Raw genomic sequence first — 19895 nt, 5'->3', positions numbered from 1 at the left:
AATGGATTTAGAACATATAGGTAACAAATGCGGTTTCTCTGACACCGGAATGCTGAACAGATGCAGCCAGCTCGTAGGTGGCGACAAGGATATGGTTAAAGTATTTAAGTACAAAGGATTAAAAAATGAGAAAGAAATCAAGAGAAATGGATAGTGAGTGGGCATTGGAAGTAATGCACAAGGCTCCGTATATAACTGTCAGTTTTATTGACGAAGACGGCAAACCTTATGGTTTACCGCTGTCGCTCGCATCAGATGATGATATGAACTGGTATTTTCATGGTGCCTTGGAAGGCAAGAAGTTGGAGGCAATCAAGGCTCATCCTGAGGTTTGCCTTTCAGCCGTAACCCGTTGTGCGCCTACGGTTGGTCCGAAGGACGGCAGTTTCACCCTGCAGTTCAAATCAGCCATTGCATTCGGCAAGGCTGAAATCGTGACCGAGGATGCAGAGAAAATTCATGGTCTTAGACTAATCTGTGAGCGTTTCCTTCCTCAACACATGGATGCTTTCGACCAGAGCATCGCCCGTTCCCTATCACGCACGGCTGTTGTTCGCATCACGCTTACTGAGCCACCAACCGGCAAGCGCAAGCAGTATGATAAGGAAGGCGTGGAAATGAAATATGGAAGAATGGAATAAACGAACTTTAAAACATATTGATTATGAAGAAGATAATCCTAAATTCCGCAGCATTTTAGTTTAACTTATTTTATAAGTACCTGAGCAACAAAAAGTTGCTCAGGATTTTGCCATGTCAGATTTTTCACCTATCTTAGTGTTGCAAATCAAAATATGTATCAAACCCGACAGACATGGCAAAGGTAGCAATAAAATCTGAGAAACTCTCTCCTTTTGGAGGAATTTTTTCAATAATGGAGCAATTTGACTCCAATCTCTCATCTGTAATCGACTCAACCCTCGGTATGAGATGTAGGCTGTATGGTTATCAATACAGCGAAATCATCCGTTCGCTTATGAGCGTTTATTTCTGTGGCGGCTCATGCATAGAGGATGTCACCACTCATCTGATGTATCACCTCTCGCTTCATCCGACACTTCGCACATGCAGTGCCGACACGATTCTCAGAGCCATAAAGGAACTGACCCAGGATAACATTTCCTACACATCCGACACTGGCAAGACCTACGACTTCAACACGGCAGACATGCTGAATACACTGCTCCTCAATTGCCTATTGTCCACAGGGCAGCTGAAAGAGGGCGAGGGGTATGACGTTGACTTCGACCACCAGTTCATAGAGGCTGAGAAGTTTGATGCGAAACCCACATACAAGAAGTTTCTCGGGTACCGTCCAGGTGTGGCTGTCATTGGCGACATGATTGTCGGCATAGAGAACAGCGACGGCAACACTAACGTTCGTTTCCACCAGAAGGACACGTTGAGGAGATTCTTTGAGAGGATTGAACAGAAAGGATTGACAGTCAATCGTTTCAGGGCAGATTGCGGATCCTGCTCAGAGGAAATTGTGGAAGAGGTCGGAAAGCATTGCATGACTTTCTATATCCGCGCCAACCGCTGCGGTTCGCTCTACGATGACATCTTTGCACTCAGAGGGTGGAAGAGAGAGGAACTGGGCGGCATTGAGTTTGAACTGAACTCCATTCTTGTTGAGAAATGGAAAGGGAGGGCATACCGTCTTGTAATCCAAAGGCAGAAGCGAATTGACGGTGAGATTGACCTGTGGGAAGGCGAATACACCTACCGCTGCATCCTTACAAATGACTACGAGTCTTCCGAGAAAGAGATTGTCAAATTCTATAACCTCCGTGGAGGGAAGGAACGCATCTTCGATGAAATGAATAACGGATTCGGCTGGAACAGGCTTCCAAAATCCTTCATGGGAGAAAACACGGTGTTTCTTCTGCTTACGGCACTCATACGCAACTTCTATAAATTCATCATGGCGAGGCTTGACGTGAAGAGGTTCGGACTCAAAGCAACAAGCCGCATCAAGGCGTTTGTCTTCAAGTTCATCTCTGTGCCAGCCAAATGGGTCAGGACATCAAGGCAGTATGTGCTGAATATCTATTCATGCAACAACGCTTATGCTGATGTGTTCCAGAATGACTTTGGATGACACCGACAACTTATGGTCGTGATTTTGCGTATTGCCTCAAGTCGCATGGTGGGGTAAGGGGATTTAATGCGTCTTTGTGGCGATTTTTGCTGCGTTGCACCCTCTTTTGCCACAGTGTCGCTACCTTTTTGACCTCTGTGTCATCTTATGAGGGCGGTTGCGGATTTGAGGATAATGTTAAGCAATGGCGTGGAAATGCCACAACTGGGATATGGTGTTTATCAGGTGGAACCTGATGAGTGTGAGCGTTGTGTGGTGGATGCTCTCAGCGTGGGCTATAGGATGATAGATACTGCGCAGGCTTATCTCAACGAGGAAGCCGTGGGCAACGCATGGAAGAAAAGCGGCGTGAATCGTGATGAGATTTTCCTCGTTTCCAAGGTCTGGCCTTCCAACTATGGCGATGGACAGACCATGAAGAGCATCGACGAGAGTCTGCGCAAACTGCAGACCGACTACATCGACCTGATGCTCCTCCACCAGCCTTACTGCGACCGCTACGGTGCCTATCGTGACTTGGAAAAAGCTTACAAGCCAGGAAAGATTCGTGCCATCGGAGTGAGCAACTTCTTCCCTGATCACCTTATAGACCTGGCTTCCAACATGGAGATTGCACCGATGGTGAACCAGATGGAGACGCACGTGTTCAACCAGCAGCACGAGACCCGAAAATTCATGAATGAGTTTGGCACCAAGCTCATGGCATGGGCTCCGTTGGCAGAAGGTCAGAACGGACTGTTCACCAACCCTACCCTCACCCAGATTGGCGAGAAATACGGCAAGACTGCCGCACAAGTAGCCTTGCGCTGGCTGTTGCAGAGCGATGTAATCATCATCCCGAAGACTGTTCATAAGGAACGAATGCAGGAGAATCAGAATCTCTTCGACTTCGAACTTGATGCTGAGGACATGCAGAAGATTGCTGCGCTCGACACCGCCCATAGTCTCTTCCTCGACCATCATAGCGGAGAAACAACCAAGCAGTTTATGGAGTGGAGAGCTGTGGTGAAACCTACAGAATAATGTGACAATCACTCTAACTAAGGCTCAATATAAAACAAAGAATTTATGACTTCATTTCAAGAAAGACTGTTCGCCATGCAGGATAAGCAGTATGCTGCTTTCCAAGCCAAACTGACACCGGGAGTGCCTGTGGAGAGTTTCATAGGCATTCGTGTTCCTGTGCTCCGCAAGTTCGCAAAAGAGTTTACAAAGGAGAAAGAATGCGAGGAATTCCTTCATCAGCTTCCTCACGAATACTACGATGAGAACATGCTTCACGGACTCCTCATTTCCGAGGTAAAGGACTACGAGGAATGCATTCGTCTAACAGACAGTTTCCTGCCATTCGTGGACAACTGGGCTGTTTGCGACATCATGTCTCCGAAGGTGTTTGCCAAACACAAGAAGGAGCTATTGGCAAAAATCAAGGCTTGGAGTAAATCATCACATGTCTATACTTGTCGCTTTGGAATAGAGGCGCTTATGTCTCATTACCTGGATAAAGACTTCAAGGCAAAATATCTTGAAATTCCTGCATCAGTAAGGAGCGAAGAGTATTACGTAAAGATGATGGTTGCCTGGTTCTTTGCCACCGCCCTTGCCAAGCAATGGGACGCAACGATTCCCTACATCGAGCAAAACCGTCTTGCTCCCTGAACGCACAACAAGACCATCCAGAAAGCAATCGAGAGCTACAGAATCTCGCCTGAGCAGAAGGATTATCTGCGGACATTGAAGATAAAATAAAAGGAAGAATATAGAAAACGAATAACCATACATTGGAGAAAGAGCCTTTCCATTATCCCGTACAAAGCTACCACACTTAGCAACATTTGTGGTACTTTTGTACCAAAATTAGGAGAACAATTATGGAAACAAAGAATTCATTCATATCATCTGCAAGCGTCAAAGTACAAGGACGAACAGCTTACTACAAGATGCTGGAAGCCGTTCGTCAAGGTGAACTGATTCAGGTTTGCCGTGGCGTATATGCTAACATAGACCAATTGTCAGCATGTATGGTTGATATAGAGTCTATTGTTCCAAACGGCATTCTCTGCCTTTGGTCTGCCTGGAATATCCATCAGCTTACGTCATCCATGCCTCAGGCTTATCATGTCGCCATCAAAAGGGATAGAAAAGTAAAAGTTCCTTCATTCCCAAAGATAGAGCTCCATCACTATACTTCCAACATTCTTGAAATCGGCGTGATGGAGAAAGTCATAGATGGATTTAAGGTAAAGGTATATGATGTAGAACGATGCGTATGCGATGCAGTAAAGTTCCGCAATAAGGTGGGCATTGACGTCTGTTCTGAAATCATCGATAACTATCTTTCCAGACCAGGAAGAAATATCAGTAAACTAATGGATTATGCCCGACAATTGCGTGTTGGCAACATCCTGGGAAATTATCTACAAATGAAACTGTAAGTAAAGAATAATTATGACACAAGACACATCTACATATTACGTTTGGATAGGTGGCTCATGTGATTATGGCCATAAAGAGCGAGCTGGTGGTGCTGCCGTTGTGATTGAGAACAACGGCTGTATCATTAACCGTGATGTAATCAGCGACCTACACACCACGGAGTTCCGAATGATGCTAACCCTCATGATCAAGGTAATGCAGGAAATCCCGGAAGGCTCCGACATTCTCTTCTTGACCAACGCTGCCTATATTCAGAACTTTGACAAGGCTCCAACATCAAAGTCGGCAAATCCGGACTTGATAGTTCAATGCATCGAGGAAAAGAAAAGGCACAACTCAGTTGGGGTCAAGATTGTGCAATATCACAAGAGTCCATTGCTGATAAAGACCCACGATAGGGCTACAGAAGCAATGGCTAAGACAAGGAAGGAGTTTCATCAGAAAAATAAATGAATGTTTAGGGGCGTTTCCGGTCATTAAGGTCAAGGTCATTAAGGTCATTAAGGATTTCTGGTTATTCAAGATGCCATCAACAACCCTCTAGCATATAAATAAGGTTAAATCAAGTTCGTCCTGCAAACAAAATTCATTCATTAAATCACTTTTCTGAATATTTTTTGTATTTTTGCAGATATATAGTGCCAATATGGGGTTGAACTTGGCTTATCCCATAGATTCAGGCGCATATCTATCAAATGATTAGAGCATGAAGGAACAATAAAGAATACAAAATAAACGGAATACAGAATATGGCATATTCAGACAATAATACATATAGACATATTCACTTCGCCGTTATGGCAATAGAGAGTGGAGCACGTAAATTGGGCATTTCCGGAAAGGAGATGCACGACCGCCTGCTGAAGCAGGGACTGATTCATCGTAGGCTGATTAAACGGTATGAAGACCTTCATACACAAAGCCTTGACTGGGTGGCAGACGACATTAGTGAAACTTTATTAAACTGGGAGAAAGAAGTATGATAACACTATATCATGGCTCTTATATACAAGTTGGTAAACCACTTGTAAAATTAGGAAGAAAGAAGGTGGACTTTGGGCAAGGTTTCTACCTTACCAAATTGCGCCAACAGGCTTCCTCATGGGCAAAAACTATTGCAGAGAGAAAAGGACGCAACGCCCTACCGACTTTATCTATATATTCATTTGATTATGACGCAGTAAAGAATAAGGATTATCGCATTAAAATCTTCGACAGTTACAACCTTGAATGGCTGGAATATGTTGTAGATTGCCGCAAAGGAGGTACAAAGCAAACCATGTATGACATCGTGGAAGGTGGTGTTGCCAACGATAATGTCATTGATACAGTAGAAGACTACGAGAACAATGTCATTACAGCCGAGCAAGCCCTAGGACAATTGAAATACAAGGCTGTAAATCATCAACTCTGCATATTGAACCAAGAGATTGTTGACAACTATCTGTCGTTTATTTCGTCAGAACAAATAGAAAAGGAGGATTGACTATGAGGGATTCTGTATTATGGCGCAAACAAAGCCGAATAATAATGATGCTGGCAGAAACTCTGCATATTGATGCAGAAAGGGCACTCAACTTGTTTTACACTACTAAGGTGTACCAGCAACTGTCTGACCCGAAATATGGTTTACAGCTTATGAGCGATGATTATATTCTTGAAAACCTCATAGAAGAACTGAGGGAAACCCAATAACTTCAAAAATGGAGGCTTAATGTAAGAAGTTACGGAGAATATGAATTATCTCCGTAACTTTTTACATTTTCATCTTATATGTTTTGAGAGCATTTCACTCCAAACCATACCGTATTAGAAGTCACATGTATCCGGGTCTGAACCTATTCTGTCTGCCTTCAGCGATGCGATTTCAAACATTTCCTGCTGAGAGAGTTCAAAATCGAATACATCGATATTTTCCTTGATTCGGCTTGGAGTAACCGACTTTGCCAGTGGCAGCACGCCTGTCTGCATCACCCAACGGATAACTACCTGAGCCACGCTCTTGCCATGGCTGGCAGCAATTGACTTCAAGAGAGGATTATCCAAAACATTACCTCTTCCCAATGGACTCCATGCTTCCACAAGAATATTGTTCTTCTTGCAGAACTCAACACACTCCTTCTGGGTGAATCCAGGATGATGCTCTATCTGGTCAACCATTGGACAGATGTTTGCCTTCGCCATTACTGGCTCTGCATGATGCTGCATGAAGTTGGAAAGACCGATGCTGCGAATCAAGCCCTCTTCATGCAGACGCTCCATCGCTTTCCAAGTATCTACATTCAGCTGATTTGCATCCTTGCCAAACTGCAACTCGTTGGCTGGCCAATGGATGAGGTAGAGGTCGAGATAATCGAGACCTAAATCGCTCAAAGTCTTGTCAAACGCCTTCAAGGTCTTGTCGTAACCACGCTCCGTGTTCCAAACCTTGCTGGTAACAAAGAGATTCTCACGCTTGATTCCACTTTCCTTGATTCCCTCGCCCACGCTCTTCTCATTTTTATAGATAGCAGCAGTGTCGATGTGGGTGTAGCCTGCAGCGATGGCAGCTTTCACAGCTTCAACGCAGGTTGCTCCATCAGGAGTAAGAAACGTTCCGAAACCCGGTGTAGGAATCTTCACTCCATTATTCAATAATATTTCCTTTTCCATAATTAAACTAATCTTTTAAATTTCAACTATTCTTTTGACGGTGCAAAGTTACAGCTTTTTTCGCATAGCAGAGTTCTGTATATTTGCATTATCATAGAGTATCTTTTCAATTTTAGCCATCACTTAGCAGTCCCGTAAATTTCCCTGCGATATTCTGCAGGAGTAAGATGGATGGTGCGCAACCATTCAAAGTAGTACCATTCCGTAAAACCCTCACAATAGATTTTGACGGTATATTCAAGCGGTCTCTGTTCCATGTTAACCTCCTTTCTTATTCGTCAATAAATATACTGCCCAACTGAGGCTTTGCTCCCAACTTACCAGCTCTGTAAGCATTGAGGATGGACACTTCCTTATGGAGACCGAAATCTTTGGCACGATAAATCTCTGTCGCTCCCGATTCGTTTTTGCTGGCAAAATACACCATATCCCTGCGGATAAAATCCTCGTCAAGAAGCATAAGACTATGAGTAGAGAATATCAATTGTGCCCGGTCTGAATTTACAAGGAATGTCTTGATAATATGGGTGAACAGGTCGTAATGCAGCGAGTTCTCCAACTCATCACACAGCAATGTCTGATTGTTTTTGATAAGTGTAAATAACAATGCCGACAAACCGTACATACGGTTGGTACCTTCCGATTCCACCATGTTAGAAAGACTTCCCGTATAGAAAGGAGTCTTGTGGGTGAAGAACAATTCTTCTGTAGATATGCTCTTGTCCTGAGGTTCCGAGATATGTAAGATTTTTGCTATCTTTCTGAACTTCTCCATTGCTTCCTCAGAAACCTCACCTTTTTCTTCCTTGATGTATATGTCGGAAATGTTGAAATCAGCCTTTTCAAGCATCTCGCAGATAAACTTCTTGCTGTCAGCATCCAATCTTACCACATCGTTAGCTAACTGTCCAAGATTATCATTCTTGCTGAGCAAAGGCATGAACTCGCTTTCAAAATAATTGAAGACTTTGTCAAGTTCAACATTCTTTTCAACGTTTGCATTCTTATAGGTTGTGAGTACCGTAGCATTGGAAATGCAATTTGACTCTATGAACAGTTTCTGTGTTGCAGACAACTTCAGCAATGGTCCGAAAGAAATTGAAGAATTGCTCTTATCCTCATTCCAAGTACGCTCATAAAAGAGCGCACGGCGGTTATTGGGATAGAAGTACAGTTCTTCCTTATAAATCTTTTGGTTGTTCAAGACAACGGAATATTCATATCTGACATCACCAATATAGAAAATCAATTCAAATGATGAGTTTCGGTTTCGGCTATCCTCATCCATCATGAATGGTGTCAGTCCTGTGCCTGTACCAGGTTTCTTGGAACGACTTGCAACCAAATAAAAAATGAACCAAGCCAAAGCTTTGAGGATGTTGCTCTTGCCAGATGCGTTTGGTCCGTAAACAACGCCCAATTTGGAAATGCGAACACCTTTTATTTTAACAACAGCGTAGTCTTCATACGTTTTGTCAGCAGAAGCCGTAAAATCCAGCGTCTGCTCTTCTCTTATAGAAAGGAAATTCTTTACTTTAAATTGTAATATCATATCTTTCGTGCTTAAATTCGTAATTCTTTTGCAAAAATACAAAGAAAAGATGAAATATACAGCTTTTCGGCATTAAATTTAAGAATATTTTTCAGAAAAGCCAATGTAACGTAGAAATGAATCTTTCAAGGCATCGCAGATAAGGGAAACAGATGGATGCATAAATGGTGGTATTCTACACTCTTCGGTCTGCCAGGCGGTTTCACCACGATGATTGGCAATACTATCGAGACCAATCCCTTTATCGGTCTCGTCTGAAATCGTTGCGTCCGTCACCATGCCACCATGCGCCCAGGAAGGCGAGGATGGCACGGAAAACGATGTAGATAACGATGATGTCAACAAATTCATTCATAAGCTTGATATTTTACGAGTTATTCAATATATATTCACCACGGGAATGCCCAAACTATTGGCTTTCTTGAAAGTGTAGTAGGTTCCACCCTTCTCTCTCCCATCATAGAAGGCAATGAGAAGGGACGCATTCTCAACCATGAACTCGTCTCTATCAAGAAAACATCGGGTGTAATAGTATTCTGAAAGGACGATCACCTCATCTGCTGAAGCCATCAATCCATCATAAACCACCCTATCGCTGGGCTTGAACCTGTCTGCCTGACCTCTGAAAGGAATGGCTGCGGTAAGCGTCATTCCTGGGCAGGAAGGTTTCAGCGACTGCACTATCTGGGCTGCCATCAAGTCAATACCGATGGCGAATCCCGAAATAAAATTACTGATGCCATGCTCGTAAGCTTCGAGGATGGCTTTGGTCAATCGCTCTCTTATGACCTCCTGCTGAGAGAAGTTGTAAAAGCGATGGCCTGTAAAGGCTGCCGAAACAGCCTTGTCAAACTTTGTCATATTCTTTCTTTTCATTGCTGTACATATTTATATGATGTCTTGCCGAGGAAAATGCCGTTTGTTACGTGCGCCCCTACTTGTTCTAATTGTGCGGTGTAGGCACAGAAAGAAGTGCCGGTAGTGACCACATCGTCCCAAATGCAGACTATCTTGTTTTTGAAGAAGTTAGCATCCACCTCAATATTATTCTTTTCCTTCAAGCGCTTTTCTCGCTCATCCTTCTTGACCTTTGTGCCATGAACAGCGGTACGTTCGCCAACAACCTTGACATGGGAAAAGCCGTTGATTGCTCCGGAAAACTTGCAGACAAGTTCAGAGAAGTTCTTGTTGCGTGCCTCGTTACGCTCCTGACTGCTTGCAGGAACGCAAGAGAAGACCACGCTGCGAACCTTACGACCAAACTTCTTGACAAGCATCTTTGCCACGCATTTCGCCACATCAGCATGATTTCGACCATCCTTGAAATCATAGATAACCTGGCGGTCGAAGAAAGCATCCATACCGATATTCTTGATACGTACCGGATAATAGCGCAAAAAGCTGCTCAACTCCTTATCCTCCTGTCCCTTGATGTAAACCTGTACCATGTTCATTGCTTTAAGTGTTGTTACTTGGCAGGTAGCAGCCATCAGCCACTACCCACCGAGAAAATGTTTTCAATCGTAAAGTCTGCTGAGGAAAGACTGCAACTCTCTGTCAATGATTTCAGAAAGCTGACATGGTTGGAATGGCTTTCTCTGCTCCACTCTGACCTTGCCGAGTCCGAACTTGGTTGCGTCCAGCTCTACACTTGCCATTTCATTGGCAGAAATGTAGCTGTACTCAGTCTCTGCCAGACCTACAACGATGCCAAAGAGCACAAAATCATCATTCTCTCGCTGTCCTTCAAGAATGTACCAGCGAGCGTTGCCGATGAAAAACACTGCGATGCAAACTGCATCCTTCTTCTTGCTATCCTGGGAATAGAGCGGATAGTCCTGCATTGCCTTCTCCAATTCTGGAGTAATCAGGCGGTTGTTGAAATCTTTTGCCATAGTCTCTAAATTTTTTCTCCCTTTCGTTAAGTCCTTTCGGACTTGGGATCGGGAAGCTTTTTCTGCTTTTCAAAGTGCGTACAAGGCAATAAGGCAAGTCTGATGGGAAGAATACTCTTTTGCATGTTTCATGAAAAAGGAAGATTGTTACCGAATCACGACTTGCTATTTGCCAAATACGCGATAACTTTGCAGAAAAAGAATCCCGAAATCCCAAAGACGATACGGAATCATAGACTTCTGGTTTCAGTAAGAAGAAAAAATATAACAGGGAATGACTGAAGGGATAAAAAAAGCCGGGTGGGAATAGTCCAAGCAAGTATCAACAGTTTTAAAAGCCAGGGTGTTGTTCCTTCGTAAGTCAATATAATCGGCCTGCGAAAGAACAACACCCTGACTAACTGTTCATGCTTACTGGACTATGGCGTGGGCGAAGATTATAAAGAAGAAAAGCCGACAGATTTATAAAAGGAAAGACAGAATGCCTATAAAGAGGAAGACCAGGATATTATAATAAGGTGGAAGGGAGGGAAAATGAAGGAGGATGCTGTGAGCCAGTGCCCTTCTCGACGAATGAACATGCAGTAGTGTCAAACTGATTAAGTGGGAATCGCATGCGTCCCACCTACTCAGTTTGTAAGCTACCGGATGTCGTTTCGTGGGCACCTTCCGACTGAGGGACTTTGCACTTACGTCATGCTCTGCTGACATAAATGCAAAGTCTATCAGGTGGAACTCCAGTAGCATCCTTCATGGTGTGGGGCGAAGCATTATCATCTTGTTTATAAAAATGCAAATCTATAAAGGCCTGCTACTCATCATGGTATGAGGGTTTCAAGCTGTATTCATGTGTACACGTACACACCTATCCATGTATATATGTATTCACGTACACATGAATACATTTTAAAAGAGGAAGACTATAATGCCTATAAAAACGAAATGCAGGATATTATAATAAGGTGGAAGGGAGGGAAAATGAAGGAGGATGCTGTGAGCCAGTGCCCTTCTCGACGAATGGACATGCAGTAGTGTCAAACTGATTAAGTGGGAATCGCTTGCGTCCCAACTACTCAGTTTGTAAGCTACCGTATGTCGTTTCGTGGGCACCTTCCGACTGAGGGGCTTTGCAATTACGTCATGCTCTGCTGACATAACTGCAAAGTCTATCAGGTGGAACTCCAGTAGCATCCTTCATGGTGTGGGGCGAAGCATTATCAGGGAAAATCAGCCGATTATCACTATAGGAACAGCTCTTTTTGCTTAAAATCCGAATGTTTATACCATTTTTTTTGCTGCTACGCAAAAAGATTTCGCACTATTTTTGTATCTTTGCACCCGAATTAGACAAATAAAAAGTAAAAATATAAAAATCCTATACGGAAATGAATTTAAATATGCACATAACATCACAATCATTCGTTCAGAGCTATCGACGCTTTGAGCGGAATAGTTATGTACATACATCAAGTACATCAGATACAGCCGGTATAGGATTCCCACATCATTATTCGCATAGTTATTTCTATCGGGCATCGTAGCAGCGTGCCCCACAGAGAACAAAGATAATACGAAAGAGTTGGAGTTTCCTTGCCGGGAGAATCCAACTTTTTCATTTTAGCCAAATGCTTGCATCTGCTCTGACATAAAGAGAAAAAGCTGGATGAAATCCAACCATTTTTTTACGCTTAAAATGAAAGAACTATGCCAGCAAATAAGAATGCCTTAATAAGGTACAAAACTATAGACAACTGTTTGAGAAACAGATACAGAAGATGGACTCTCGATGATCTCGTGGAGGCATGTAGCGATGCTCTCTACGACATGGAGGGAATCACCAAAGGAGTATGCGCCAGAACTGTTCAGATGGATATAGAGATTATGAGATCTGACAAACTGGGCTACAATGCTCCTATCGAGGTTTATGATAGAATATACTACAGATACGCTGACCCTGACTATTCTATCACTGAAATGCCTTTATCCATAGAGGACTGCAAGCTGATAAAGAAGGCTATCGTTCTTCTTGAAAACAAGAAGGATAAGAATAACGAAGACACCATTCAGGTGCTAAACAAGGTACAGAACAGACTCAAATCTATTCTGAACTTTGTATAAGGATAAAGGAGGAAAATTATGAACGAACATCAGCAAGACATCGTCTTACAAGAAAGCTGAAAGGCTTCTTTTCAAGCAAAACTGCCTGAAGAGAAGCCTTTCTTATGTAGAGCTTCAAGTAGGATTCGGACCTACGACCTGCTCATTACAAGGGAGCTGCACTACCACTGTGCTATTGAAGCATTTGGGAGTTTGATGGGGATCGAACCCATGACCACCAGAGCCACAACCTGGCACTCTACCAACTGAGCTACAAACTCCATATAAACTCCAGATGGATTCGAACCACCACCTCCAGATCTGAAATCTGGTATGCTACCAATTACACCATGGAATTGTTTTTTAACTTGTCGCCCCAGAAGGAATCGAACCTTCGCTAACAGGACCAAAACCCGTTGTGCTACCATTATACCATAGGGCAAGTTGAGTTCGGGAGGTAGGACTCGAACCTACGAAGTCATCAGACAGCGGATTTACAGTCCGCCCTCGTTGCCACTGGAGCACTCCCGAATTTTAAAGTGGAGCCTCGTGGAGTCGAACCACGTTCTCGGGATTTTCAGTCCCGCGCATACACCAAGTCTGCCAAAGCTCCTTACTGATGTTGCCCCAGATGGAATCGAACCACCACTTGCAGATCCAGAATCTGCCGCACTACCGTTATGCGATAGGGCAAGTTTGCGGAGGCTAAAGGATTCGGACCTTTGAGACGTTGCCGCCTGCCGGTTTTCAAGACCGGTGCAATAGACCAACTCTGCCAAACCTCCAATATTGTGACTCGTGAGAGACTCGAACTCCCGACACCGACGTTCGTAGCGTCGTGCTCTGCTCCAACTGAGCTAACGAGCCAAAGTGCGGAAGCAGAAGGATTCGAACCTTCGGAACCTTTCGGTCCGGCACGTTAGCAGTGTGCTGGTTTAAGCCGCTCACCCATACTTCCTTGTTTTGATGATGCAAAGGTATAAAGGGAGAGTGAAGTCTTTTTTCGTAGCAAGGAAAAAGTTTCAAAAAAGTTGTTTTTTGAGCGATTTTTCCAGAAAAAAGGCTTTAAAGAGTCTCTTTTTCGGCATTTTACGGTTTTTGAATGTGTATTCATGTACACACCTATACATATATACATGTATTCACGTCCACATGACCAACAACAATGAAAGTTAGATTTTCCTAATTGCGTCCACAGTGCGGACGTAATCCAAAAAGTTGCTATTTTTGCATCGAAGTATTCATATACGAATATCTGCGTACAAAAACAGCAACTTTCTTTTGCTGGATTTTCAACGATTAAATTACCTCTGTCGCACCATAAAAACCGTTTTAACCCCGATATTTGTAATTTTATTGCAGATTACGGGGTTAAATCCTGTTTTTATATATGTTTAAGGCTTTTACTATCAATAAACCAATGAATAGTTCACATTGAAATAGGAGTCTGAAATCTTCATGGTTGTAATCACCATGGATTTTTCCTGGTTGGTGAAGCAGTACTGCAGGCTGGCTTCATCGGCTGAAACAAGCGTGTAGTGCTTCTTCAGATAGTCAATGACAAGCCCACGGTTCACACTTTGCTCCGTATCAATGACAGAATAGAGCGAACCGTCAAGACGGGAGAAGCTGTAAAGAACGCCTTCACTACCCTGCCCTGTCATATAGGTCAACGGGATGTTGTCGCCGGAAGTCTCAGCCACCTGGCGGTAACACTTCATGGATTGAGCCATATAGCTCTTGACCTCATCCACATTCGCACCCATGATGTGGAATGGCTCTGTCCAAACGTCCAGTTTTGTTTCCGGATTTCCGATGTCCTCCGTCGGGTCATCATTGCCGCAAGAGGTGAATACTACTGGTGAAGCCATCATCATCAGAAGGATGGCGATTGAAAGATACTTTTTCATTTTCATGACTTTTCGTTTTTGATGTTATTTAATTTCATTATATTCATATCCACATGTGGACATGTATTAACGTCTATATGTATATAAGTATCAACGTACACGTGTATCAATGTATTCATGTGTACATGGCTACACGTCCACACTTTCTACATAACTTCTCGGATGGTTTTAGTCCTGATTTTCTTGACCTTACCATATTTCGACTCATACGCTTCAACGCCTTGTTTCATGACGTATTCCATAAAGGAGCGGATGGTGAAACCTTCCTTTCGGGCGATGGTCTGAACCTTGTCAACGAGTTCCTTTGAGCAGATAAAGGAGAAATGTCGCCAGGGTTCATCATTGGGCGAATCGCTCTCTGTCTGAGAGTTGGGAGCAGAAATCTGTTGCTCCTGAGGATTCCCAGGAGACCTGTCAAATCTGTCCTGCGGATGAATGGCAGCCTTACCGAGAATGTTGCCAAGCAGGATGTCCATATTCTTCTTTGCCATAGTCTTTACTGATTACGTGAAATAATTTCTTCTGTCAATGCCTGATAGTCCTTCGCTCCGTTCGACTGAGGGTCGTACTCGAAGATGCTCTGACCGCTGCCTGCCGATTCTGCCAGGGCGATGTTTTCTCGGATGCGAGTCTTCATGGTGATAGTCTCATAACGGGACTTCACGGCTTGCTCAACCACCTTGTTCAATTTGCGATGGTTGAATCTGGCGATAAAGACTCCTCCAAGTCTGAGGTTCGGCTTCACTCGCTGCAAGGTCGAGACAAAGGAATCGAGCATTCGCATTCCTTTCAGAGGAAGAAGCTCTGGAGTCATCGGAACGATGATTTCATCTGCAGCAAGGAAAGCGTTTGTGGTAACAATTCCCAAAGATGGAGGACAGTCTATGAGAATGTAGTCATAGTTCTGCTTCACGGGTTCGAGCAGTCGGCTCAGCAGCTGTTCTCTTGCCAGGAGATTGGTCAAGGCAATCTCTGCGCTTGCCATTTCGAGGGAGGAAGGAACGAGGTCGAGGTTCTCCCTGACGTGCTTCACTGGCAGGGGTGCGCCATCAACCAGAGAGTCAAAGATACTTGCCTGCACCTCATCTTCATTTGGGATGAAATACAGGGTAAGATTTGCCTGACCGTCAAGGTCTATGAGCAGGACTTTCTTGCCCATACGTGCCATACAAGCCCCGATGGAGGCTGTAGAGGTGGTCTTCGAAACGCCACCTTTATGATTGGCGAATGTAATGATTTTCAATGACATAATATAAAATCTTTTGTATATATGTATTAACGTATTCATGTGTACATGGCTCCACGTGTACGTGGCTACATGTATTAACGTGTACAAAGGTACGGGTATCTGGCGAAAGTTCCTTCACGCTTCCCCTAACAACCCAAAGTGTCAGGGGAAACGTCAGGATTTGAGGTATCATTTATTCAAAAGTGAAGGTGCGGATGTAGAAATAGGTGTCATCGTCCTCATACTCATATTCATTGATGAAGTCCATCATCTGCTCATCGGTTCGCTCTCCCTGCTCAATGCCGGTCTTGGAAGTCCATTCCCTGATGGCTTCTCCGATAGTGCCGTAAACATCATCACAACAATCCTCGAATGGTTCGCCGGATGCGCTGACACAACATTCTTCGGGAAAATAATCGCCTTCATCGTGGGTGTAATAGACCTCACATCCACACTCGCAGCATCTGTAGGAAATGCTCAGTTCATCATCCAGGAGTCGGTTTATCTCAAAGAAGAGGTCATTGCAAGCATCCCAGGCAGTTTCGGTCTCGAAGGAAAGCAGACTGGTGTCTTCATCCTCCTCATACTCTGCCCAGTAGATGTGACCACGCACACAGATGTGCTTCTTCTGATAGTCGATTCCATAGTGCTTTGCAAGGTCATCCAGCCAGATGTTCCTGCTGTTCACCTCCATGCGCTGAAGGGTGTTCCAAAGGTTGCTTACTGCCTTTTGGGTTCCTGTAACCTTATAGGTTGTTGTTGCCTGATTAGCCATTGTCTTGTATATTTATTTGATTACCATTCTGTATAATAACTCTGGTCGTTGGATTCACATTCCTCTGCCCATTCCTCATCTGTGAAGTCGCTATGCAGACAGTCCTTGCTGCAATAGTAGGCTACTCCCATGTCTGCACAATAACCCTCACGCATCAGCTTGCCGCATTCAGAGCATCGTCTGCAAGCCCTGTCGGTGTTCCACCAATAGTCCACGAAAGACTCTGCCACCACGTCCTCGCTTGTGTTCTCATCCCATTTGTCAAGATAGAATGAAGCAAACTGGTTCAACTCCTGCTCACTGAAGAGTTCCTTGTCTGTGCCGTTCACCGCCTGGGTTAGTCGGCTGAGAATTGATTTCATTGTTGTCATAATGCCATCTGATTTTATCTCCCTTTCGTAGATCAACTACTTCGGGGATGGTTAAAAATTATGTTGCATCCAGAAGGTGTTATGGCTATCCATACAAGGTTTTGTCTGCAAAATACTACCCGAATGGTGTGGAGATTTTTCAGCAAAGCAGCGCCCTGACCTTGTAAAGATAAGACAGAACCGTTACCTTCGCAACAGAATTATTACCTATTCCCAGAAGTCGATGAATGAAATCCTCCTATAACTGGCTATCCTTTCAGCAAGGAAAAGTATAAGCATAAAATAGAAAAACCTGTTGTATATCTATTGGTTATTGACGGTTTTGCATCGTTTTAATAGGGTATTAAAATGAAGCAGAATGATTAAAATGACAAGAAGTATAAGCACAAAAAAAGCGACCCGAAGGCCGCTCTTTTATCTGGAGAGAAGGATTTACTTATCCTTCTGGGTCTTGCCCTGCTGAGAATCAGGAGCATTCTCCTTCTCAACAGCTTCGTAGAACTTGGTGGCTACGAGAATCACTCGGTTGTGCTTGACTCCCTCGGCATCCTGCCATTCCTCAGGCTTGAAGTAGCCCTCTACAGTGAGGAGTGCTCCCTTGACCAGGCGGTCGAATGAAGAGGTATTCTCGTTCTTGCGCCAAGCCTCTACATTCATGAAGGCAGAAGTGCGAGAGTTTTCATCGCCATTCTTCTCATTGCGGCTGATGGCCAGTGAGAAGCGAGCTACGCTTGCTGTTGTAAACTGATGGATGCTTGCATCCTTACCTACGAAACCAGTTACTGCGAAAGAATTTTCCATCTTTTTCATAATTCAATATTTTTAGAAGTGAAACATTTATTTTTTACGATGCTATCAGAGTTGGCAAGGAAAACATAGGAAGCAAGGAATTATCGAATTATTTCACCCTTGGGCAGGAAAAGTTTTTTGGATGAGCAGCAGACGGAAAAGTTTTTGAAAAAATTCTGAGAATAAGGCACCTGGTACTTGCAGAAATGTGGCTTGCACTAACTTTGCAGCGGAAAAAGTAAGTGTGGATGCTTCGTCCAAAAATATGAATGAAAAGGATAAGTAGAAAATATCTGCAGTTGGTTGGGTAAAAGAAAGCTGCATCCTCCTCGATGTTGTTCAATCAAACTGGTTGCGCAATACGGCTTATAAGTTTCAAGAGACTAGCAGGAAAACTCAAACTTCATCATGAATATGGCTAAGCAAAGAAAAGAACGATCAGACCTCTGACTGCCAAGGGTAAGCATCTGCATGTAGAGGGAAGCTGAGCAGAGAAGCATGATGCCTGAGGCAAGTGGCAAACTAATGATTTTGTCACAAAAACGCCATTCTTTTGTGACATGAAGCTATTGTAAAACTAAAAGGGAAACGGAATTTCAGTAAGGAGAAGAAGGCAAAGCCCTGAACCAGCTAAAGAGCAGCTGCCAAGGCAAAGCTTACGGCGCATACAGCATACAAGTTTAAGGTTTAAGTTTACCCATGTATATATACATGTTCTTTCAAACTCAAATAGTAAACCTCTACCCTCTTACAACCACTCAAACCAGGAAGTTTACAAGTTTAAGAAAACCATATATGTATCAATAGTTCGTTAATAATTCAATAATGTGCTAAGCAGCTATACGCTGTAAGCACGAGAGATCTTTGAAAATCTTGCTAATTAAAGTTCGGTTCGGGGTGTACCCGCTTGCTTTAAAAATTCGTTTCACCAGATAAATATTGGTCATCAGTGACTTGAATGAAGACATAGAATATTCCATTCCCATCTCCTTCATAGTTACCTTGGCAACATTTAGTGATGTGAACGAAGCATTGAAAGCAAAATCGAGTTTCCACTTATCGCGAGCCTGGCAGTCCATAAGACCAGTATAGCCTTTGGCGTCACGAAAGCAAAATTCGATCTGGAACCTGGTTCTATAATAAAGAAGTACTTCTTCACCCGAAAGTGAGGTGTCTGTAGAGAAGAATAGTTTCTTCTTGCCATTCGGCATCTGCCAGATGACAAGTCTAACTTTACACCTGAGTGCCTTGGAATAGGCTATCAAAGTATAAGCTGTTCCTTCTATATCTTTCATCTCCATCTTCTCCATTCGAGTGAGGTCAAGATTCTTCATATCAATCTTGCCATCCTTGGTCTTGGGGCGACCACGTTTTCCAGTACGTGGACCAGCATAGACATAAAAGAGACAAGCATTGTCACGAAAGCGGCTTATCAAAGAGAACCCTTCTTTCTTTATCCCATTAACAAATGTACTTGTAGAGAAGTAAGCATCTGCAACTATGAGGGTTGAGAGTTTAAGAAGTTCCTTGCGGTAACGCTTAATGACGCTGATATAGAAATCTACCATAGTCTTGTTTCTAAGACTCAGTTCTTTATTACTTAGCGACTGGTGTGCTTTTAACATCATGCAGTCTTTGGCATCAATATCAATGAGGCCAATACCCATGATTTCGAGACCATGTTTAACAGACTGTGCACATCCCGACCAAAAACGACCGATATGTGGAGTCTTCTTGCCAGCTTTGCTGATGTAGCTGGGATCAATGGCAATAGCCCATCTTCCCTGTTTACCAAAGAAGCGCTTGGCAAGTGAGACATTAAGTTTGAGCCAGTCAATGCTTTTCGACTTTTTTAAGCCGAATGCGTTGCGATAGGTTTGCTCAACATGCGAGCCATACCTCCCCATTTGGGTGAAATTTATCTTTCTTGGTATTACCATGAACAAAATTATCACCTCGATGAGTATTTTCTCGAAACTTTTTGTTAACTTTGCAGCCGAATCTTCAACTGCATCTTTAAAGATATCCATATATTGGTCAAGTCCTGTATTCATATAATTTTGCGTTTGTCGTGATTTGCAAAGTTACT

22 protein-coding genes, 9 tRNA genes and 1 pseudogene are annotated in these 19895 nt (G+C 43.4%); 11 read left to right on the top strand and 21 right to left on the bottom strand.

Going from position 1 to position 19895, the window contains the following annotated elements; genetic code table 11:
* Nucleotide 1: 1 nt before the first annotated feature.
* From KUA49_RS09065 to KUA49_RS09020, 10 genes are all read left to right on the top strand, one after another.
* Complete coding sequence (locus tag KUA49_RS09065) at nucleotides 2–154, top strand: hypothetical protein (protein ID WP_153112234.1); 153 nt, start codon at nucleotides 2–4, stop codon at nucleotides 152–154.
* Entirely contained in the window at nucleotides 126–641 is a 516-nt protein-coding gene (locus KUA49_RS09060; protein WP_218412891.1) for a pyridoxamine 5'-phosphate oxidase family protein, read from the top strand. Before KUA49_RS09065 ends, KUA49_RS09060 begins: the two co-directional genes overlap by 29 nt.
* A gap of 173 nt (nucleotides 642–814) precedes the next feature.
* The gene (locus tag KUA49_RS09055; RefSeq protein ID WP_118354577.1) at nucleotides 815–2101 is read left to right on the top strand and encodes an IS1380 family transposase; all 1287 of its coding nucleotides are present in this window, start codon (nucleotides 815–817) and stop codon (nucleotides 2099–2101) included.
* 174 nt (nucleotides 2102–2275) lie between these two features.
* Nucleotides 2276–3124, top strand: a complete 849-nt coding sequence (locus KUA49_RS09050; RefSeq protein ID WP_301331616.1) for an aldo/keto reductase — start codon at nucleotides 2276–2278, stop codon at nucleotides 3122–3124.
* 45 nt (nucleotides 3125–3169) lie between these two features.
* Complete coding sequence (locus tag KUA49_RS09045) at nucleotides 3170–3760, top strand: DNA alkylation repair protein (protein WP_218413439.1); 591 nt, start codon at nucleotides 3170–3172, stop codon at nucleotides 3758–3760.
* Nucleotides 3761–3972: 212 nt separating this feature from the next.
* Nucleotides 3973–4536, top strand: a complete 564-nt coding sequence (locus KUA49_RS09040) for a type IV toxin-antitoxin system AbiEi family antitoxin domain-containing protein (protein WP_144153349.1) — start codon at nucleotides 3973–3975, stop codon at nucleotides 4534–4536.
* Between the two features lie 13 nt (nucleotides 4537–4549).
* The gene (locus tag KUA49_RS09035) at nucleotides 4550–4990 is read left to right on the top strand and encodes a ribonuclease H (RefSeq protein ID WP_118141127.1); all 441 of its coding nucleotides are present in this window, start codon (nucleotides 4550–4552) and stop codon (nucleotides 4988–4990) included.
* A 296-nt stretch (nucleotides 4991–5286) separates the two neighbouring features.
* The gene (locus KUA49_RS09030) at nucleotides 5287–5520 is read left to right on the top strand and encodes a DUF3791 domain-containing protein (RefSeq protein WP_118141129.1); all 234 of its coding nucleotides are present in this window, start codon (nucleotides 5287–5289) and stop codon (nucleotides 5518–5520) included.
* Nucleotides 5517–6023, top strand: a complete 507-nt coding sequence (locus KUA49_RS09025) for a DUF3990 domain-containing protein (protein ID WP_118141131.1) — start codon at nucleotides 5517–5519, stop codon at nucleotides 6021–6023. The genes KUA49_RS09030 and KUA49_RS09025 overlap by 4 nt, the downstream gene beginning before the upstream one ends.
* Before the next feature lie 2 nt (nucleotides 6024–6025).
* Nucleotides 6026–6232 (top strand): DUF3791 domain-containing protein, encoded by a 207-nt coding sequence (locus KUA49_RS09020; protein ID WP_118141133.1) that lies wholly within the window; start codon nucleotides 6026–6028, stop codon nucleotides 6230–6232.
* A gap of 114 nt (nucleotides 6233–6346) precedes the next feature.
* Here KUA49_RS09020 and KUA49_RS09015 read toward each other — a convergent pair whose 3' ends face one another.
* The 5 genes from KUA49_RS09015 to KUA49_RS08995 all read right to left on the bottom strand — a co-directional run bounded on the left by KUA49_RS09015 (nucleotide 6347) and on the right by KUA49_RS08995 (nucleotide 10636).
* The gene (locus KUA49_RS09015; protein ID WP_256624924.1) at nucleotides 6347–7189 is read right to left on the bottom strand and encodes an aldo/keto reductase; all 843 of its coding nucleotides are present in this window, start codon (nucleotides 7187–7189) and stop codon (nucleotides 6347–6349) included.
* A gap of 271 nt (nucleotides 7190–7460) precedes the next feature.
* Nucleotides 7461–8741 carry an AAA family ATPase gene (locus KUA49_RS09010; protein WP_117695754.1) on the bottom strand — a complete coding sequence of 427 codons (1281 nt, stop codon included), beginning with the start codon at nucleotides 8739–8741 and terminating at the stop codon, nucleotides 7461–7463.
* A gap of 378 nt (nucleotides 8742–9119) precedes the next feature.
* The gene (locus tag KUA49_RS09005) at nucleotides 9120–9602 is read right to left on the bottom strand and encodes an SLOG family protein (RefSeq protein WP_256624925.1); all 483 of its coding nucleotides are present in this window, start codon (nucleotides 9600–9602) and stop codon (nucleotides 9120–9122) included.
* 11 nt (nucleotides 9603–9613) lie between these two features.
* Nucleotides 9614–10195, bottom strand: a complete 582-nt coding sequence (locus tag KUA49_RS09000) for a ribonucleotide-diphosphate reductase subunit alpha (RefSeq protein WP_118081691.1) — start codon at nucleotides 10193–10195, stop codon at nucleotides 9614–9616.
* Between the two features lie 63 nt (nucleotides 10196–10258).
* Entirely contained in the window at nucleotides 10259–10636 is a 378-nt protein-coding gene (locus KUA49_RS08995) for a DUF2958 domain-containing protein (RefSeq protein ID WP_118120397.1), read from the bottom strand.
* 1704 nt (nucleotides 10637–12340) lie between these two features.
* On the opposite strand from KUA49_RS08995, the pseudogene KUA49_RS17645 reads away from it, so the two are divergent.
* Nucleotides 12341–12620 (top strand): annotated as a pseudogene (locus tag KUA49_RS17645) (hypothetical protein); the annotation flags it as partial.
* Nucleotides 12621–12864: 244 nt separating this feature from the next.
* Here KUA49_RS17645 and KUA49_RS08985 read toward each other — a convergent pair.
* The 16 genes from KUA49_RS08985 to KUA49_RS08910 form a co-directional block, all read right to left on the bottom strand.
* Nucleotides 12865–12936: transfer RNA gene (locus KUA49_RS08985), tRNA-Thr, on the bottom strand.
* Between the two features lie 5 nt (nucleotides 12937–12941).
* Nucleotides 12942–13014, bottom strand: a tRNA-His gene (locus tag KUA49_RS08980).
* 90 nt (nucleotides 13015–13104) lie between these two features.
* A tRNA-Gln gene (locus KUA49_RS08975) sits at nucleotides 13105–13175 on the bottom strand.
* Nucleotides 13176–13182: 7 nt separating this feature from the next.
* Nucleotides 13183–13264 (bottom strand) — tRNA-Tyr (locus KUA49_RS08970).
* 9 nt (nucleotides 13265–13273) lie between these two features.
* Nucleotides 13274–13346 (bottom strand) — tRNA-Phe (locus KUA49_RS08965).
* Between the two features lie 9 nt (nucleotides 13347–13355).
* Nucleotides 13356–13426 (bottom strand) — tRNA-Gln (locus KUA49_RS08960).
* A 6-nt stretch (nucleotides 13427–13432) separates the two neighbouring features.
* Nucleotides 13433–13518: transfer RNA gene (locus KUA49_RS08955), tRNA-Ser, on the bottom strand.
* A gap of 7 nt (nucleotides 13519–13525) precedes the next feature.
* Nucleotides 13526–13600, bottom strand: a tRNA-Arg gene (locus tag KUA49_RS08950).
* A gap of 6 nt (nucleotides 13601–13606) precedes the next feature.
* A tRNA-Ser gene (locus KUA49_RS08945) sits at nucleotides 13607–13691 on the bottom strand.
* A 451-nt stretch (nucleotides 13692–14142) separates the two neighbouring features.
* Entirely contained in the window at nucleotides 14143–14649 is a 507-nt protein-coding gene (locus tag KUA49_RS08940; RefSeq protein WP_218413441.1) for a hypothetical protein, read from the bottom strand.
* A 140-nt stretch (nucleotides 14650–14789) separates the two neighbouring features.
* Nucleotides 14790–15134: a hypothetical protein gene (locus KUA49_RS08935; protein WP_094881899.1), complete on the bottom strand. Its 345-nt coding sequence runs from the start codon at nucleotides 15132–15134 to the stop codon at nucleotides 14790–14792.
* A gap of 5 nt (nucleotides 15135–15139) precedes the next feature.
* Nucleotides 15140–15892, bottom strand: a complete 753-nt coding sequence (locus KUA49_RS08930) for a ParA family protein (RefSeq protein ID WP_181992445.1) — start codon at nucleotides 15890–15892, stop codon at nucleotides 15140–15142.
* A 172-nt stretch (nucleotides 15893–16064) separates the two neighbouring features.
* The gene (locus KUA49_RS08925) at nucleotides 16065–16646 is read right to left on the bottom strand and encodes a hypothetical protein (protein ID WP_218413442.1); all 582 of its coding nucleotides are present in this window, start codon (nucleotides 16644–16646) and stop codon (nucleotides 16065–16067) included.
* Between the two features lie 20 nt (nucleotides 16647–16666).
* Nucleotides 16667–17017 (bottom strand): hypothetical protein, encoded by a 351-nt coding sequence (locus KUA49_RS08920; protein ID WP_181992446.1) that lies wholly within the window; start codon nucleotides 17015–17017, stop codon nucleotides 16667–16669.
* A gap of 432 nt (nucleotides 17018–17449) precedes the next feature.
* Nucleotides 17450–17827, bottom strand: a complete 378-nt coding sequence (locus KUA49_RS08915; protein ID WP_006846538.1) for a single-stranded DNA-binding protein — start codon at nucleotides 17825–17827, stop codon at nucleotides 17450–17452.
* Nucleotides 17828–18636: 809 nt separating this feature from the next.
* Nucleotides 18637–19860, bottom strand: a complete 1224-nt coding sequence (locus KUA49_RS08910; RefSeq protein WP_153093847.1) for a transposase — start codon at nucleotides 19858–19860, stop codon at nucleotides 18637–18639.
* Nucleotides 19861–19895: the final 35 nt, after the last annotated feature.

The sequence above is a fragment of the Segatella copri genome, assembly GCF_019249655.2.
Taxonomy (GTDB): domain Bacteria; phylum Bacteroidota; class Bacteroidia; order Bacteroidales; family Bacteroidaceae; genus Prevotella.
The sequence above is the reverse complement of the archived record's forward strand: the minus strand, read 5'-3'. Positions and strand labels throughout refer to the sequence as shown.